Origin of the sequence: Herbiconiux sp. L3-i23 (assembly GCF_023734115.1) — a bacterium.
Classification (GTDB): Bacteria; Actinomycetota; Actinomycetes; order Actinomycetales; family Microbacteriaceae; genus Naasia.
Genome location: NZ_AP025737.1, coordinates 158,435 through 173,736 on the forward strand (window position 1 = coordinate 158,435; position 15,302 = coordinate 173,736).

Sequence of the window (15,302 nt, forward strand, 5' to 3'; positions counted from 1 at the left end):
CTTGTTGTCGCCGCATCGCTGCGACGACCGGCCGGACAGCAGGCCGAACCACAGCAAGGAGACTTCGATGCCCACTATCAAGCCCCGCATGTTCGCGGCCCTCGGCCTCGCCGCCATCGCGACCTTCGGCCTCGCCGCCTGTTCCTCCGGCGGATCGATGGACTCGTCCGACGAGACCAGCACCTCGCCGAGCGCCGCCCCCACCGAAGAGATGATGGACCCGATGGCCGACCTCGTCGGCTCCGGCTGCGCCGCCTACGCCGAGGCCGTGCCGGATGGTGCCGGATCGGTCGAGGGCATGTCGCTCGACCCGGTCGCCACCGCCGCCAGCAACAACCCGCTGCTCACCACCCTCGTCGCCGCCGTCTCGGGTCAACTGAACCCCGACGTGAACCTGGTCGACACCCTCAACAGCAGCGAGTTCACCGTCTTCGCCCCCGTCGACGACGCGTTCGCGAAGATCGACGCTGCCACGGTCGAGTCGCTGAAGCTGCCGGAGAACGCTCCGCTGCTGACCAGCATCCTCACCTACCACGTGATCCCTGGCCAGATCGCGCCGGATGAGATCGACGGCACCCACACCACCGTCAACGGAGCCGACGTGACCGTCACCGGCAGCGGTGACGACATCAAGGTCGGCGACGCCGGCGCCACCGTCATCTGTGGTGGGGTCAAGACCGCCAACGCCACCGTGTACCTCATCGACTCGGTGCTCATGCCCCCGGCCTGACCCACATCTTCGCCGGGATTCAGGAACGCCCGGCCCTCCTCGAGAGGGCCGGGCGTTCTCACGCGCTCAGCGGGAGGGCAGGATGCCGAGCTCGAGCGCGAGCGTGACGGCGCGAGTGCGGTCGGAGACTCCCAGCTTCTCGAAGACGTGCAGCAGGTGCGTCTTGACGGTGGCCTCCCCGATGAAGAGCCGCCGCGCGATGTCCGGATTGCTCAGACCGTCGGCGACGAGCGCGAGGACCTCGCGCTCGCGGGCGCTGAGCCGGGGAGCCGCGACGGGTCCGCGCACCCGGCCGACGAGCGCCGCCGCGATTGAGGGGGCCAGCACCGTGTCGCCGCGGGCGACCGAGCGGATGCCGGCGACGATCTCGTCGGGCGGCCCGGCCTTCAGCAGGTAGCCGCTCGCGCCCGCCCCGATGGCATCGAGGATCTGCGCGTCGGTCTCGTACGTGGTGAGTACGAGCACCTTCGTCTCGGGGCGCGCCGCGAGGATGCGGGCTGTGGCGCCGGCGCCGTCGAGCCGCGGCATCTGCAGGTCCATGAGCACCACGTCGGGTTCAAGTGATGCCGCAAGGGCGACGGCCTCCTCACCGTCCGCGGCCTCGCCGACGACCTCGACGAACTCGCTGGCGGCGAGCAGACCCACGATCCCCGTGCGGACGATCGGATGGTCGTCGACGACGAGCGCGCGGATGATCGGATCGGTCACAGCTCTCCCTCCACGGGCACGCGCACCACGAGTTCCGTGCCTGATCGATGCGCAGGCCCGACGGTCATCGTGCCACCGACGAGTGCCAGCCGGTCGCGCATGCCGCTCAGCCCGAAGCCCGGCGACCGCAGCGACTCCGCCTCGGTGATACCGCGCCCGTCATCGGTGACCTCGAGCCGGACGGCGCCGTCGCGCCGGGTCACGACCAGTCGCACTGCCGTCGCTCCGGCATGCTTGCGCACGTTAGCGAGCGCCTCCTGAGCGCAGCGCAGCAGCACCACCTCCAGTTCGCGCGTCATCGCGGCGTCGACCGCGACCTCCACCCGCAGGCCCGTCTCGCGCTCGAAACGGTCGCCGAGCCGCGCCATCGCGTCGGCCAGACCGCCGTCGAGAGGGACAGCGGCGCTGTCGGCGACCACGGCGCGGGCCTCGCCGAGGGCCTCGACCCCCACCGTCTCGATCAGCTCGAGCTGGCCGCGCAGGGAGGCCAGGTCGGGATTCGCGGTCGCCGCGGTCGCGGAGGCGCGCTGAGCCAGCATCACCAGCCCCGTGAGGCTCTGCGCGATCGTGTCGTGCACCTCGCGGGCGATCCGTTCCCGCTCGGCCACCCCGCCTGCGTCGCGGTGCGCCCGCGCGAGCTGGTCCTGCGCGGCCGTCAGCTCGGCGAGCAGCCGCGCCCGCTGCTCGCCCCACTCGGCGATCCGCGTGATCCAGAAGCCGAACGCCAGACTGAATAGCAGCGACAGGCCGATGATGGTGACCGTCGGAGGCACTGCGTCCGCATCGGCACCGAACCAGAGGAAGAAGCCCGCGCCCGCCGCGAGGGCGACGACGATGTTCGCGACGATCGCCTCCCGCAGCGTGCGGGCGGCGGTCCAGACGAACGGGTAGACGAGCGACTGCAGCAGACCCGAGTTCGGCCCCCATGCGATCGCGACCGCCATGGCTGCGATGAGCACGACGCCGAAGACGAGGGCGGCACCACGCGACCGGAACGACCGTCGTCCGAAGGCGAACCACGCCACCGGGATGACCGCGATGATCGCGGCGACCAGCAGCGGCGACTGGTATTCGCCGGCGACGAGGTTCGTCACCACCGTGATGACCGGCACCCCGACGAAGGCCGCGTGCCACCAGGCGAGACCGCCGCCGGTGGTCACCGCAATGCTCTCCGACGGCGACCCCGACTTCCTCGCGCCGGCATCTCCCGTCGCGTCGGCGTCCGAACCGCTCATGCGTCCTTACGATTCCACCGGAAGGTCAGCACGCTCACGATGACACCCGCCACCAGCCAGACGCCCAGCACGAGCGCCGCGGTGCCGAGATCCCAGCTGCCGCCGGCCTCGGCCACGGCGAAGGACTCGGGGAGGAAGGCGGCGCGCATCCCCTGTGCGATCCACTTCAGCGGGAAGACGCCGGCGACGTTCTGCAACCAGTCGGGCAGCATCGTGAACTGGATGTACACGCCCGAGACGAACTGCAGCACGAGGAGGATCGGCACGATCACCGCCGAGGCGCTCTTGCCCGATCGCGGCAGCCGCGACAGCCCGATCCCGAGCGCCGCCGCCGTCGCGATGCCGAGCAGGTACACCCAGATGAAAGTCCACCAATGCTCGCCGTCGGAGGGCAGCTCGACTCCGAACGCCACCCGCGCCACGATCAGCAGCAGAGCGAGCTGCATCAGCGAGGTGATGAGCACCTGACCGAGCTTGCCGAGGAAGTACGACAGCACCGGCAGCGGGGTCCCTGCGAGACGCTTCAGAGTTCCGTCCGAGCGCTCCGTCGCGATGTCGATCGCGAGGTTCTGCACCCCGCTCAGCAGCACCCCGGCGGCCACCATGCCGGGCAGGTAGTACGCAGCCATGGTCACGCCACCCGAGCCGTCGGGGGCGGTTCCCACGTTGCCCGACGAGCCGAACGCGATGGCGAAGATGATGAAGATGACGGTCGGGAAGAGGAAGGTGAAGAAGAGCGAGTCGCCCTGCCGGAAGTAGGTCTTCACCTCGTACGCGGCGCGTGCCCCACCGAGGCGCAGGGTCCGCACGAGACCGTTGTCGAGTTCGGGGGTGCCGAGCGGCGAAGCGCCCAGGGTCGATGCGGTCATGACAGCTGAGGCTCCTTGGTCGAGGCGCTCGCGGCCTCATCGGCTTCGACGAGCTCGAGGTAGATGTCTTCGAGGCTGGGACGCACCACTTCGAGGTCCCTCGGCTCGCCGCCGGTGCGGGCGGTGAGGTCGGCGACGAACGCGGCGGGAGACTGGGTCCGTTCCTCCCGGAGCCCGCCGTCGTCGCGCCAGCGCACGATCGGCACTCGCGCGTCCGCGCCACCGAGCTCGTCGATGCGTCCTTCGGCGACGACGAGTCCTCCCGCGATGACGACCGCGCGATCGCTCAGCTGGGCGGCCTCGTCGAGGTAGTGGGTGGTGAGCAGGATGCTCGTGCCCTCCGCCTGGAGGCCGCGGATCAGATCCCAGAATGCGCGTCGCGCTTCGGGGTCGAACCCGGTCGTCGGCTCGTCGAGGAAGAGCACCTCGGGGCGGCCGATGATGCCGAGGGCGACGTCCACCCGGCGCCGCTGCCCGCCGGAGAGGGCTTTGATGCGCGTCTTCGCCTTCTCGCGGAGTCCGACCGCGTCGATGACCTCGTCGACGTCCTTCGGGTGCGGATAGAACCCGGCGAAGTGGGCGAGCTGCTCGCGGACCGTGACGTTGCCCGGCTCGCCGGTGCTCTGCAGGACGATGCCGAGGCGCGCTTTCCAGTCGAGGCCGCCGTGCTGCGGGTCCGTCCCGAGCACGGAGACGGTGCCGCCGGACCGGTTGCGGAACCCCTCGAGAATCTCGATGGTCGTCGACTTGCCGGCACCGTTCGGACCGAGCAGCGCGAACGTCTCACCCCGCCGGATCTCGAAGTCGACGCCCTGGAGGGCGGCGAACTCGCCGTAGCTCTTCGTGAGGCCCGCCACCTGGACGACGGGCTCGGAGTTGGAGGTCATGACTCAATGCTGGCCGTGCCCGCCCCGGAACAACAGCACCGGTCGGCGTAAGCGGACATCCACCACCCGGTGGACCCTCACCCCTACCCCGGCGAGCGCGGTGTGTTGCTCCCAGCGCGGGTGTTTGAACAGGCGCGCTCGTATCAACACACCGCGCTCGCGAGGGGGGACTCAGCCCCTGAGGCGCTCGTTGCGGCGGCGGTCACCCGGCACCCGGATCGCCCTGCGGCGGACGAACATGGCTGTTCCGATGCCGGCGATCACCAACGCGGTGCCGACCGGCGCGAGGATGAGTTCCGCGCCGGTATCCGGGAGCGCGGCAGCCGCCGGCAGCGCGGCAGCATCGTCACCGCTGCGGGATGGTGTGAGCGTCACGGCGTTGCTCGAGGGGGTCGTTCCGGAAGCGCCGACAGCGCGGAGCACGAGAGTTGTCGAGGAGTTCTGGCTCACCGAGGTCACGACGGCGCTCCAGTTCCGCCCGCTGATCCGCGATGCGCTCGCCGCCGTCCACGTCACGCCGCCATCGCTGCTGTACTCGACGCCGGTGACCGCACTGTCGTCGGCGGAGAAGGAGAAGAACAGCTCCGCGGATCCCGCCGTCCCCCACATCGCGGAATCGATCGTCGGAGTCGGCAGGGGGCAGGCGGTTGTCGTCACCGCCGCGGCGCCGGCGCCGTATGTGGTCGCCTGGCTGTTGGTGACGGCCGTCGCGGTCGGCGCGGCGAAGTTCGAGCCGCCGCCACCACCCGCACCCTGCGAGCTGTAGAACCACTGGCCCTTGTTCGACGAACCGCCTCCGCCGCCGAAGTAACCGCCGCCGCCGCCACCACCGGCTTCGGCCGCATTCCCGCCGAGCAGCGACGAGCCCGCCTGCCCGTTGGAGGGGCCGGCGCCGCCGGAAGCGACACCTCCGGCACCTCCCGTGCTGGTCGTCCCTCCGCCGGCGCCTCCCGCGGGAGGTGAGGACAGGTTCGTGCCCGCCGCCCCGGAGGGCCCGGCGTCGCCGCCCTGCTCCGAGCCGTTGCCGCCGCCACCCCCGGCGACGAGGACGGGAGCGTCGCTCGCGCCGCCCGCACGCACGATGGTGGCGCCGCCACCGCCGCCGCCCGACACGTACTGCCCTCCCGGGCTCGTTCCGCCCGAGGCCTGGCCGCCGGACAGACCGCCGATGCCGCCGCCGGCGACGTTCTGATGCCCGCCGCGGTCACCCACCTGGATGGTGAAGGCGTCGCCTGCCGTCACCGCGAGAGTCGCCTCGACGAGGCCACCGCGTCCGCCCCAGAGTCCGGTGGGCGCCTCGGCTCCGGGCGCGAAGCCACCGCCGCTGCCGCCGGTGATCGACCAGGTGACCGAGCAGACCCCGGCGGGGACGGTCCACGTCGCGACACCGCTGGACGGCGTCCACGATGCGGTGGGAACGGCGCTCGCGCTCGTCGGCACGAGCACGGCAGCCCCCGCGCTCATGAGCATCAATGCGGTGACGGCACCCGCGCGGCCGGCAGTGCGGCGAGAAGACATGTGAACCCCCTGGTCTGTCCATCGAAGAATGGAGCACGAGGAGCTCGGTGAGGTGCGGCGCAGACACCGTCCGGGCGTTCTTCACCCCGCAGTTCACCCGTCAGTCGAAGTAACCGGCTCTCTCGAGCCGTGACACCGCGTCCTCGCGAGAGGACACCCCGAGCTTTCGGTAGACGGTTCGCAGCTGGGTCTTCACCGTGTTGAGCGATACGTGGAGGTCTGCGGCGATCCCCGCGAGGGCTGCCCCTCCACGCAGCCGGCGCACCAGGATCTCTTCGCGTGGGGTGAGGCGCGGAAGCCGCGAGCGGGTCGCGTCGACGGCGGGGATCCGGCTGAGACGTCGGCGCAGATCGAGTTCGACGACCCGTCCTTCGCCGCTCGACCGCCCCAGGCCCGCCAGTAACGGCTCGAGTTGGTCGGCGGGGAGTGTCAGGAGGGGCGTCAAAGACTCGGACTCGACCAGCATGCGCGCCGCGACCGCGAACGTCTCGTCCGACCGGCGCGGGTCCCCGAGCCGTGCGTGTGCGATCGCGCGTCGCAGGAGAATGGGCGGGGTCGTGCGCAGACAGTGCTTCGGGCCCATCCGAATGCAGTCATCCGTGACCATCAGCGCTGCGCGAGGGTCCTCGAGCAGCAGGTGTGCCGCTGCTCGCTGCATGTCGTAGCAGAGGACGTGCTCGGACGGACTGGGGACGGACTCGAGCAGGGAGAGGGCTCGACGAGCCTCCCCGGCGGTGAGGAGGAGATCGGCGTAGATCCCGAGACAGAAGCCGCGGACCAGTGCGAGGGTCTCGCCCGCTTTGACATCGCCGATGACGCTCAAGAGGAGAGGGACGGCGCTGGGTGCGTCCGCCTCGCAGAGGGCTGCCATCGCTCGAGCGCCCATCGCAGTCGTCGTCCAGGGGTCCTCGTCTGAGACGGCGTCGATTTCCTCGGCGATGGAGCGGAGCCGACGGGGGTCGAGTCGTGCCGAGGCGATCAGGATCTCCGCCAGCAGCAGGGGGTAAGCGGATTGTCCGGTCTCGAAGCCTCGGTCCGACTGAATGCGCCGACACGTCTGCACCGACTCGGCGGCGTCGGTGTAGCGGCCGTCGAGCGCCCTGGCGAGTGCGAGCAGCCCCCCTGCCGCGAGGACGAGTGCGTCGTCGGATGCGCGGTCGGCGTAGGCCACGGCGCGGCCGGCGAGCGAGTGTCCGACGCGCAGCCGTCCGGCCGCCAGATGGGCCTCCGCCGCCGCGCTGAGCAGCAGCGCGCGCTGTCCGGCGGACAAGGCGGTCTGCTCGTCCGCCCAGGCGAGGGCGGAATCGCTCAGGTTGAGCGCGCGAGGGTGGCGTCCGAGTCGCGACGCGGCGACGACGACCGCGGCCCGGCTCTCGGCGGTCTGCGTCATCTCCCTCTCCGCCGAGGATCGGGCGACCGCCTCCAGATCGATCGTCGGCGCGACGATTCCACCGGCGACGACGGATGCCACCACCGACTCCACGGCGGCCGCTAGCGAATCGCGGGAGGCGGGCATGGGGTCATCGTAGACACCGCGCGCAGCCTCGCCGTCGTCGATGCGGCCGACTCGAGGGCGGGCCTGTCTCCGGCGCTTGGCTCTGGGTCAGCCGGTCACCGTGGCGAGGAAGGCGAGGGTGCCGGCGAGGGCCGTGTGCGCCTCGTCGAAGTCGAGGTGGAACTGGTACTCGTGCGGCAGCGCCGGGGTCGTGTCTGCGGGCCAGAAAAGGGCGGTGACGTCGACCCCGAGGGAGGTCAGCCTCTCGGCGAGTGGCTTCGACTGGCCGTCCGTGAGCGGATCGCCGTTGCCGCCCGTGACGAAGGTGGCCGGGAAGTCGGCGGTCACGAAGTCGATCGTCGACATCTGATCACCGGCCGGGGTGTTCGACCAGTCCCGCTCGCCCGTGTACGCCCAGAGCGCCGACTTGAATCCCCATCCGACGATTCCGTGCGCCCCGGCGGCGAGCTCGTCCAGGTCGTAGACGCCGCAGTTCAGCACCACACCGCGCAGCTGCTCCGGTCGGAGGGCCGGCACGACGTCGGCTCGAGCGGCGAACTCGGGATTCGTCGTGATCGTGGCGAGCTCGCTGGCGAGCTGCGATCCCGCCGAGTCGCCGGCGAGGACGATGCGGCTCGGGTCGACGCGCAGGTCGGCGGCGTTGTCGAGGATGTAGCGCAGCGCCTCGTTCAGCTGGTCGATCGCCGTCGGATAGGTGGCTTCGGGCGCGATCGTGTAGTTGAGCCCGATCGCGGTGTAGCCCTCGGCGGCGATCATCTTCAGGTAGGGCGCGACGTCCCGCTTGTCGCCCGAGATCCAGGCGCCGCCGTGGATCCAGACCACCGTCGGCAGCGGGCCGTTGCCGTCGGCGGAGAAGACGTCGAGCGTCGTGTCGGGGCCGGCGCCCGCGTATGCGATGTCGTAATCCGACGTGTACCCGTCGGCGGGGACGAAGGGGAGCATTTCCTCTACGGTGTCCGCCGCGCCCTTCTCGAATACGGCGCGGATGAGCAGCGCGGGCAACCACGGGCTGACGAGCGAGTAGATCACGGTTCCGAGGAGCGCCCCGAGCGCGATGCTCGGCACGAGCCGCGAGGGTCGCCGATACCAGGGGCGGGAGCGTCGAGAGTCGGCCACGACCGCCAACGTATCGACCCCCAACCCCCCTCTTGCCCCCGCGAGCGCGGTGTGTTGATACGAGCGCGCCTGTATAAACACCCGCGCTCGCAGCAACACACCGCGCTCGCAGGGGTGAAGGGGTGGAGGGGTGGGGAGGTTAGGAGAAGAGGCGCTGGAGGCGCTGGACGCCCTCGAGGAGGGCGTCGTCGCCGAGGGCGTAGGAGAAGCGCAGGAAGCCGCCCGGACCGAATGCTTCACCCGGAACCGCCGCGACCTCGGCCTTGTCGAGGATGAGGTCGGCGAGCTCGAGGGAGGTGGCCGGGGTGCTGCCCGCCCACTCGCGACCGAGCAGACCGGTCACATCCGGGTAGACGTAGAAAGCCCCCTCGGGAGTCGGCGTCACGACGCCGTCGATCTTGTTCAGCTCCTCGACCATCACGCGGCGCCTGCGGTCGAAGGCGCGGCGCATCGCCTCGACTTCGTCCTGAGGACCGGTGAGCGCCGCGATCGCGGCGCGCTGCGAGATGTTCGACACGTTGGAGCTCAGGTGCGACTGCAGGTTCGCGGCCGCCTTGATGGCATCGGCGGGCCCGATCATCCAGCCGAGACGCCACCCGGTCATCGCGTACGACTTGGCGACGCCGTTGACGAGGATCGTGCGGTCGGCGAGCGAGGGCACCACGTCGACGATCGACACGGCGGCCTTCGGGGTCTCGCCCTCGGCGAGACCCTCGGGGTAGACGAGGTTCTGGTAGATCTCATCGGTGATGACCCACAAGCCGTTCGCGTCGGCCCACTCGCCGATCGCGCGCGTCTGCTCCTCCGAGTAGACGGCACCGGTCGGGTTCGACGGGGAGACGAAGAGCAGCACCTTCGTGCGGTCGGTGCGGGCCGCCTCGAGCTGTTCGACCGTGACGAGGTAGTCCTGATCGGCCCCGGCGAACACCTCGACGGGCACACCGCCCGCGAGCTTCACGACCTCGGGGTACGTGGTCCAGTACGGCGCGGGAAGCAGCACCTCGTCGCCGTCGCCGACGATGGCCTGGAATGCCTGGTAGACGCCCTGCTTGCCGCCGTTGGTGACGATGACCTGCGCGGGGTCGACCTCGAGACCGCTGTCGCGGAGCGTCTTCGCGGCGATCGCCTCGCGCAGCTCGGGCAGACCGGCGGCGGCCGTGTACCGGTGGTTGCGCGGGTCGCGGACCGCCTCGAGCGCCGCCTCGACGATGAACGCGGGAGTCGGGAAGTCGGGCTCGCCGGCCGCGTAACTGATGACGGGGCGACCCGCCGCCTGCAGTGCCTTCGCCTTCGCGTCGACCTTGAGCGTCGCCGAGGGCGCGATCGCGGCCAGGCGGGGAGAGATTCTGGGGCGTTCGCCGGTCATGCCTGCAAGCCTAGGGCGCGCCCGCACCACGCGACGAGCCGATCCGCGGTCACCGGGTGAGCACGGGGAAGGCGTCGGTGAGCGCGTCGATGATCGACTGCACGGCGATGGCGAGCAGGATCAGCCCGAAGATGCGGCTGAGGATGTTCATCCCCGAGTTCCCGAGGATCTTCTGCAGACGCGGCGCGAAGAACAGCACGACGGCGATCGCCGCGGCGACGACGAGCACCACGATCGCGCCGCCGATCAGGTTCAGGACGCCGGTGTGCTGCTCGGCGAAGGTGATGACGAGGCTGATCGCGCCCGGCCCCGCGATGATCGGGATCGCGAGGGGGACGACGGTCGGCGACGAACCGCCACCGGGAGCGGGGCCGCCCGTCTTCGCGGTGAGCATCGCCCAACCGATGCTGGCGACCAGCAGGTTGCCGGCGATCCGGAACGAGGTCAGATCGATGCCGAACGCCGCGAGCACGTACTTGCCGACGAGCAGCGAGACGAGCAGCACCGCGCTCACCGCGACCCCGACGAGAAGTGCCGTGCGCCGCTGCTTCGCGGCGTCGAATCCCGCCGTCAGTCCGAGGAAGATCGGCACGCTGCCGATCGGGTTGGTGATGGTCAGCAGGGCTATCGCGACGGCGATGAGCCCCGGCGCCTCGATGCCCGCATCCATGTCGGCTCCCTCCCGCCGCGGCAACCCTAGCGGGGCGCTCCGATCCCGGTGTTAGACTTGGCGGCACTGGTTGGAAGTCGCCGTACTTCGCCGCGCCTGCTGGCGTGTCTTTCCCGCAGAGGAATCCGTGGGAACGAGAGCGGAGCCGTGGCCGCTTCCAGTCGCCTTAGGGCGGTGGCTCAATTGGTAGAGCAGCGGTCTCCAAAACCGCAGGTTGCAGGTTCGAGTCCTGTCCGCCCTGCTCATTACCCCCGGCACCCAGCCGGGACGGGAATGGACGGCTGAAGAGCCGACGAAACGTACGACAGTAGAGGTGAGGTCCCATCGTGGCGCGAAAGGTCGTCGACGAGCCCAGTGAGGACGTCGTAGCCGTTGCCCGGGCCGAACGGCAGGCGCGACGCTCGCCGTTCGCGCGCATCGCGCTGTTCGTGCGCCAGGTGATCGGCGAGCTCAAGAAGGTCGTCACCCCGACCCGTCGCGAGCTCCTCGGTTTCACGACCGTCGTGCTGATCTTCGTGGTCATCATGATGGCGGTCGTCAGCCTGCTCGACTTCGCCTTCAGCGCCCTCGTCGTCTTCGTCTTCGGCGATCCGTCCATCGCACAGTGATCGCGGTGCACTCCGGCCACCCATGCCGGATGCACTGAACCGTCAGAAAAGAGAGCCAGAAACCGTGTCGAACTCCGAGCGCGACCACCGCGACGACATCGACCTCGGCCCCGCCGCAGAGCAGGGCTCCGAGGTCGACGAGAACCAGGAGGGTGACGTCTTCGAGGCCGACGAGCGTCAGAGCGAGTCCGCCGAGCACACCGCCCTCTCCGTCGTCTCCGACGACGAGGACGACCTCGACGAGGCCCTTGAGGCCATCGAGGAGGCGGCCGACCCCGAAGCGGACGAGGCCGTCGACGAGGCGCTCGAGGTGCACAACCTCGACGACGCCGAGGCCGCCGTCGAGGCGACCGAGGACGAAGAGGAAGAGAACCTCGCCGAGCGCCCCGAGGCGGTGCTCGAGGAGCTCGAGAGCGACCTCGAAGACGCCGAGGCCGAGGTCGAGCTCGACCCCTACGAGGAGTTCCGCCGCGAACTGCGCGGCAAGCTCGGCAAGTGGTACGTCATCCACTCGTACGCCGGCTTCGAGAAGCGCGTCAAGCAGAACATCGAGCAGCGCAAGGGCAGCCTCGGCCAGGAGGACTCGGTCTTCGAGGTCCAGGTCCCCATGGAAGACGTCGTCGAGATCAAGAACGGTCAGCGCAAGCTGGTCAACCGCGTGCGCATCCCCGGCTACGTGCTGGTGCGCATGGACCTCAACGAGGAATCGTGGTCGGTCGTGCGTCACACCCCCGGTGTGACCGGCTTCGTCGGCAACGCGCACCAGCCGGTGCCGCTGCGCTTCGAAGAGGCGTTCAACATGCTGAAGAGCACCGTCCAGATCGCCGAGGCTCCCGCCAAGGCGAGCGGCGGCGCCAAGGGGTCGCCCACTCAGGCTCGGGTCATCCCCGCCGAGGTCGACTTCGAGATCGGCGAGACCATCACGATCAAGGAGGGCTCGTTCGCGGGCCTGCCCGGCACCATCAGCGAGATCAAGCCCGAGAGCGGCAAGCTCACGGTCCTCGTCTCGCTGTTCGAGCGCGAGACGCCGGTCGAGCTCAGCTTCGACCAGGTCACCAAGCTCTGACCCTAGGTACTTCCGTCATCCGACGGTAAGATCTGCGGGGCCTTTCTTCGGAGGGGCTGCGCGCACCGCGCTCCGGAACGGCCGGAGAAGCGGGAGAACGACCATGCGGTCGTTCGGGAAAGGAAGAAACAATGGCACCGAAGAAGAAGGTCACGGGGCTCATCAAGCTCCAGATCAACGCCGGCGCCGCTAACCCCGCACCGCCCATCGGGCCTGCGCTGGGTCAGCACGGCGTCAACATCATGGAGTTCTGCAAGGCGTACAACGCCGCGACCGAGTCGCAGCGCGGAAACGTCATCCCCGTCGAGATCACCGTGTACGAGGACCGCTCGTTCACGTTCGTGCTCAAGACCCCGCCGGCCGCTGAGCTGATCAAGAAGGCTGCGGGCGTCGGCAAGGGCTCCTCCACTCCTCACACCGTCAAGGTCGCGAAGCTCACCCGTGAGCAGGTGCGTCAGATCGCGGAGCAGAAGCAGCCCGACCTGAACGCGAACGACATCGAAGCCGCCGAGAAGATCATCGCCGGCACCGCCCGCTCCATGGGCATCACGGTCGAAGGCTGAGGACGAAGAACATGGCACAGAAGAGCAAGGCGTACCGCGCCGCCGCCGAGAAGATCGAGGACGGCAAGTTCTACACCCCCACCGAGGCCGTCGAGCTGGCGAAGCAGACCGGTTCGGCGAAGTTCGACTCGACCGTCGAGGTCGCGCTGAAGCTCGGCGTCGACCCCCGCAAGGCCGACCAGATGGTGCGCGGCACCGTGCTGCTGCCCCACGGCACCGGCAAGACCGCCCGCGTCATCGTGTTCGCGCAGGGTCCGGCCGCTGAGGCCGCCATCGCCGCCGGCGCGGACGAGGTCGGCTCGGACGAGCTCATCGAGAAGGTTGCCGGCGGATGGACCGCGTTCGACGCGGCCGTCGCCACCCCCGACCTGATGGGCAAGGTCGGTCGTCTCGGAAAGGTTCTCGGACCCCGTGGTCTGATGCCGAACCCGAAGACCGGCACCGTCACGCCGAACGCCGCTCAGGCGGTCACCGACATCAAGGGCGGAAAGATCGAGTTCCGCACCGACAAGCACGCCAACGTCCACTTCGTGGTCGGCAAGGCGGGCTTCAGCGAGGAGCAGCTGTCGGAGAACCTCCGCGCCGCCCTCGACGAGGTGCAGCGTCTCAAGCCGTCGGCCGCCAAGGGTCGCTACATCCAGAAGGGGTCGGTCTCGACCACGTTCGGCCCGGGCATCCCGCTCGACGTCAACGCCCTCTGAGCGTAAGCACTCGAAGTGCCCGCTTCTGCCGGTAGTTCCTCGGAACGACCCGCCGAAGCGGGCACTTCGTCGTTCAACACCCCGTCGGCGAGTGACGTGCGGGTCGCGGACGAGCGCGACGCGGCGGTCCTCACCGCCATCGCGGCCGTGACCTTTCCGCTCGCGTGCCCGCCGACGACGACCGACGCGGCCAAGGCCGACTTCATCGCGCGCCACCTCTCGCTCGGCAGCTTCCAGCGCTACCTCGCCGACCCCGAGCGGATGATCCTCCTCGCGGAGTACCGGGGCCGCCCCGCGGGGTACACGATGCTGGTCTTCGCGGAGCCGACCGACACCGATGTCCTCGCCGTCGTGCGGCCGCGCCCGACGGTCGAGCTCAGCAAGTGCTACGTGCTCCCCGAGCTGCACGGTCACGGGCTCGCGTCGGCGCTGATCGACGCGAGCGTCGCCGCCGCGACGCAGCGCGGGGCGCGCTCGATGTGGCTGGGCGTGAACCAGTTCAACTCGCGCGCCAACCGCTTCTACGAGAAGAGCGGGTTCACTCGGATCGGGGTCAAACGCTTCCTCGTCGGCGACGTCTGGGAGCACGACTTCGTGCGCGAACGCATCCTCGAGGGCGCAGTTCGTCAGTAGTCGCTGACCTTGAGCACCACTTTGCCGCGCACGTGGCCCTGCTCCACGAGGCGATGCGCCTCGGCGGCGGCGGAGAGGTCGAAGACCTTCTCGACCCTGGCCTTGACGTCGCCCGACGTGATGAGGCGCGAGATGACGGCGAGCGTGCCGGCGTCGGGGACCACCCAGTACCCGGTCGCGCGCACGCCGGCCGCCGCCGCCGCGGCGATCACGTGGGGAGCGTCCGCGCTCGGCAGGGTGACGAGCAGTCCGCCCGGCCGCAGCACGGAGATCGACCGGGTCGCGGTGCGGTCCTTCGCGTCGCCGACCGCGTCGATGACCACGTCGAAGTCGGCGAGCACATCGTCGAATCGGACGCTGCGGTGGTCGATCACGCGAGTGGCGCCGAGGGAACGCACCCACTCCTCGTTCGTCTCGGACGCGGTGGCAGTGACCTCGGCGCCGAAATAGGCGGCGAACTGGACGGCGAGGTGACCGACTCCGCCGGCGCCCGCGTGGATGAGCACCCGCTGGCCCTCGTGCGCCTTCGCGATGTCGACGGTCGCGCCCCACGCGGTGAGCGCTGCGAGCGGCACGGCCGCCGCCTCGACGTGGGAGAGCACCGAGGGTTTCCGTGCCACGCTCAGCGCGGGAACCGACACGTATTCGGCGTAGGCGCCGGACTGCCGGGGGAAGCCGGCCATCCCGAACACCTCGTCGCCCGGCTGCAGCGGGAAGGCGCCGTACGGAGCCTCGACCACCACGCCGCTGAAGTCGTAGCCCGGCACGACGGGCCAGCCGCCGATCCCTGCGGCCACGCCGTCGCCCGCCCGGGTCTTCACATCGACGGGGTTGACTCCCGCGGCGAGCACGCGGACCAGTACCTCGCTGCCGACCCGTGTCGGCGGTGCGACCTGCCCGAGGGTGAGGACCTCGGGGCCGCCCGGACCCGAGGCGAGGATCGCGCGCATCGATCGCGGAAGCGCGGGCATCGGCGCGGCGGGTGTCGGGATACTGGCGATGCTCTCGGCCTGCACTGGTCCCCCTCGTGGTAGCGCCGCACCGGGTCGCGGCCTGCCGCCAGTCAACTCGGCCAATGATTCGCCGGTGTTACAGGGGTGTTCCCGGTGCGCGACG

Annotated in this window: 16 protein-coding genes and 1 tRNA gene; 7 read left to right on the forward strand and 10 right to left on the reverse strand. The window is 70.0% G+C overall.

Annotated elements, in window-relative coordinates:
• Positions 1-67 precede the first annotated feature (67 nt).
• Positions 68-730: a fasciclin domain-containing protein gene (locus NGH83_RS00825; protein ID WP_251857192.1), complete on the forward strand. Its 663-nt coding sequence runs from the start codon at positions 68-70 to the stop codon at positions 728-730.
• A gap of 66 nt (positions 731-796) precedes the next feature.
• Here NGH83_RS00825 and NGH83_RS00830 read toward each other — a convergent pair whose 3' ends face one another.
• The 9 genes from NGH83_RS00830 to NGH83_RS00870 all read right to left on the reverse strand — a co-directional run bounded on the left by NGH83_RS00830 (position 797) and on the right by NGH83_RS00870 (position 10,615).
• The gene (locus tag NGH83_RS00830; protein WP_305881791.1) at positions 797-1,438 is read right to left on the reverse strand and encodes a response regulator transcription factor; all 642 of its coding nucleotides are present in this window, start codon (positions 1,436-1,438) and stop codon (positions 797-799) included.
• Positions 1,435-2,673, reverse strand: coding sequence for a sensor histidine kinase (locus tag NGH83_RS00835; protein ID WP_251857193.1), 1,239 nt, complete (start codon positions 2,671-2,673; stop codon positions 1,435-1,437). Before NGH83_RS00835 ends, NGH83_RS00830 begins: the two co-directional genes overlap by 4 nt.
• Positions 2,670-3,542, reverse strand: a complete 873-nt coding sequence (locus NGH83_RS00840; protein ID WP_251857194.1) for an ABC transporter permease — start codon at positions 3,540-3,542, stop codon at positions 2,670-2,672. The genes NGH83_RS00835 and NGH83_RS00840 overlap by 4 nt, the downstream gene beginning before the upstream one ends.
• Complete coding sequence (locus NGH83_RS00845; RefSeq protein ID WP_251857195.1) at positions 3,539-4,429, reverse strand: ABC transporter ATP-binding protein; 891 nt, start codon at positions 4,427-4,429, stop codon at positions 3,539-3,541. Before NGH83_RS00845 ends, NGH83_RS00840 begins: the two co-directional genes overlap by 4 nt.
• Before the next feature lie 171 nt (positions 4,430-4,600).
• Positions 4,601-5,947, reverse strand: a complete 1,347-nt coding sequence (locus NGH83_RS00850; RefSeq protein WP_251857196.1) for a glycine-rich protein — start codon at positions 5,945-5,947, stop codon at positions 4,601-4,603.
• A gap of 100 nt (positions 5,948-6,047) precedes the next feature.
• The gene (locus NGH83_RS00855; RefSeq protein WP_251857197.1) at positions 6,048-7,463 is read right to left on the reverse strand and encodes a helix-turn-helix transcriptional regulator; all 1,416 of its coding nucleotides are present in this window, start codon (positions 7,461-7,463) and stop codon (positions 6,048-6,050) included.
• A gap of 87 nt (positions 7,464-7,550) precedes the next feature.
• The gene (locus NGH83_RS00860) at positions 7,551-8,528 is read right to left on the reverse strand and encodes an alpha/beta hydrolase (RefSeq protein ID WP_251857198.1); all 978 of its coding nucleotides are present in this window, start codon (positions 8,526-8,528) and stop codon (positions 7,551-7,553) included.
• 190 nt (positions 8,529-8,718) lie between these two features.
• The gene (locus NGH83_RS00865) at positions 8,719-9,945 is read right to left on the reverse strand and encodes a pyridoxal phosphate-dependent aminotransferase (RefSeq protein ID WP_251857199.1); all 1,227 of its coding nucleotides are present in this window, start codon (positions 9,943-9,945) and stop codon (positions 8,719-8,721) included.
• Between the two features lie 49 nt (positions 9,946-9,994).
• Positions 9,995-10,615, reverse strand: coding sequence for a MarC family protein (locus tag NGH83_RS00870; RefSeq protein ID WP_251857200.1), 621 nt, complete (start codon positions 10,613-10,615; stop codon positions 9,995-9,997).
• Positions 10,616-10,783: 168 nt separating this feature from the next.
• Here NGH83_RS00870 and NGH83_RS00875 point away from each other — a divergent pair.
• The 6 genes from NGH83_RS00875 (at position 10,784) to NGH83_RS00900 (ending at position 14,186) form a co-directional block, all read left to right on the forward strand.
• Positions 10,784-10,856, forward strand: a tRNA-Trp gene (locus tag NGH83_RS00875).
• Between the two features lie 85 nt (positions 10,857-10,941).
• A complete protein-coding gene (secE, locus tag NGH83_RS00880) occupies positions 10,942-11,223 on the forward strand; it encodes a preprotein translocase subunit SecE (RefSeq protein WP_251857201.1) in 282 nt (93 codons plus the stop codon).
• Positions 11,224-11,287: 64 nt separating this feature from the next.
• Positions 11,288-12,289 (forward strand): transcription termination/antitermination protein NusG, encoded by a 1,002-nt coding sequence (gene nusG, locus NGH83_RS00885; RefSeq protein WP_251857202.1) that lies wholly within the window; start codon positions 11,288-11,290, stop codon positions 12,287-12,289.
• A gap of 131 nt (positions 12,290-12,420) precedes the next feature.
• Entirely contained in the window at positions 12,421-12,852 is a 432-nt protein-coding gene (rplK, locus tag NGH83_RS00890) for a 50S ribosomal protein L11 (RefSeq protein WP_251857203.1), read from the forward strand.
• An 11-nt stretch (positions 12,853-12,863) separates the two neighbouring features.
• Complete coding sequence (gene rplA, locus NGH83_RS00895) at positions 12,864-13,553, forward strand: 50S ribosomal protein L1 (RefSeq protein ID WP_251857204.1); 690 nt, start codon at positions 12,864-12,866, stop codon at positions 13,551-13,553.
• A 15-nt stretch (positions 13,554-13,568) separates the two neighbouring features.
• Complete coding sequence (locus NGH83_RS00900) at positions 13,569-14,186, forward strand: GNAT family N-acetyltransferase (RefSeq protein WP_251857205.1); 618 nt, start codon at positions 13,569-13,571, stop codon at positions 14,184-14,186.
• Here NGH83_RS00900 and NGH83_RS00905 read toward each other — a convergent pair.
• Entirely contained in the window at positions 14,180-15,202 is a 1,023-nt protein-coding gene (locus NGH83_RS00905) for an NADP-dependent oxidoreductase (protein ID WP_371872718.1), read from the reverse strand. The genes NGH83_RS00900 and NGH83_RS00905 overlap by 7 nt on opposite strands.
• Positions 15,203-15,302: the final 100 nt, after the last annotated feature.

Bases quoted from the DNA above. Each gene is read 5' to 3' on its own strand.
- NGH83_RS00825 (WP_251857192.1), top strand. From the start codon at position 68: ATGCCCACTATCAAGCCCCGCATGTTCGCGGCCCTCGGCCTCGCCGCC.
- NGH83_RS00835 (WP_251857193.1), bottom strand. From the start codon at position 2,673: ATGAGCGGTTCGGACGCCGACGCGACGGGAGATGCCGGCGCGAGGAAG.
- NGH83_RS00840 (WP_251857194.1), bottom strand. From the start codon at position 3,542: ATGACCGCATCGACCCTGGGCGCTTCGCCGCTCGGCACCCCCGAACTC.
- NGH83_RS00845 (WP_251857195.1), bottom strand. From the start codon at position 4,429: ATGACCTCCAACTCCGAGCCCGTCGTCCAGGTGGCGGGCCTCACGAAG.
- NGH83_RS00850 (WP_251857196.1), bottom strand. From the start codon at position 5,947: ATGTCTTCTCGCCGCACTGCCGGCCGCGCGGGTGCCGTCACCGCATTG.
- NGH83_RS00855 (WP_251857197.1), bottom strand. From the start codon at position 7,463: ATGCCCGCCTCCCGCGATTCGCTAGCGGCCGCCGTGGAGTCGGTGGTG.
- NGH83_RS00865 (WP_251857199.1), bottom strand. From the start codon at position 9,945: ATGACCGGCGAACGCCCCAGAATCTCTCCCCGCCTGGCCGCGATCGCG.
- NGH83_RS00870 (WP_251857200.1), bottom strand. From the start codon at position 10,615: ATGGATGCGGGCATCGAGGCGCCGGGGCTCATCGCCGTCGCGATAGCC.
- rplK (WP_251857203.1), top strand. From the start codon at position 12,421: ATGGCACCGAAGAAGAAGGTCACGGGGCTCATCAAGCTCCAGATCAAC.
- rplA (WP_251857204.1), top strand. From the start codon at position 12,864: ATGGCACAGAAGAGCAAGGCGTACCGCGCCGCCGCCGAGAAGATCGAG.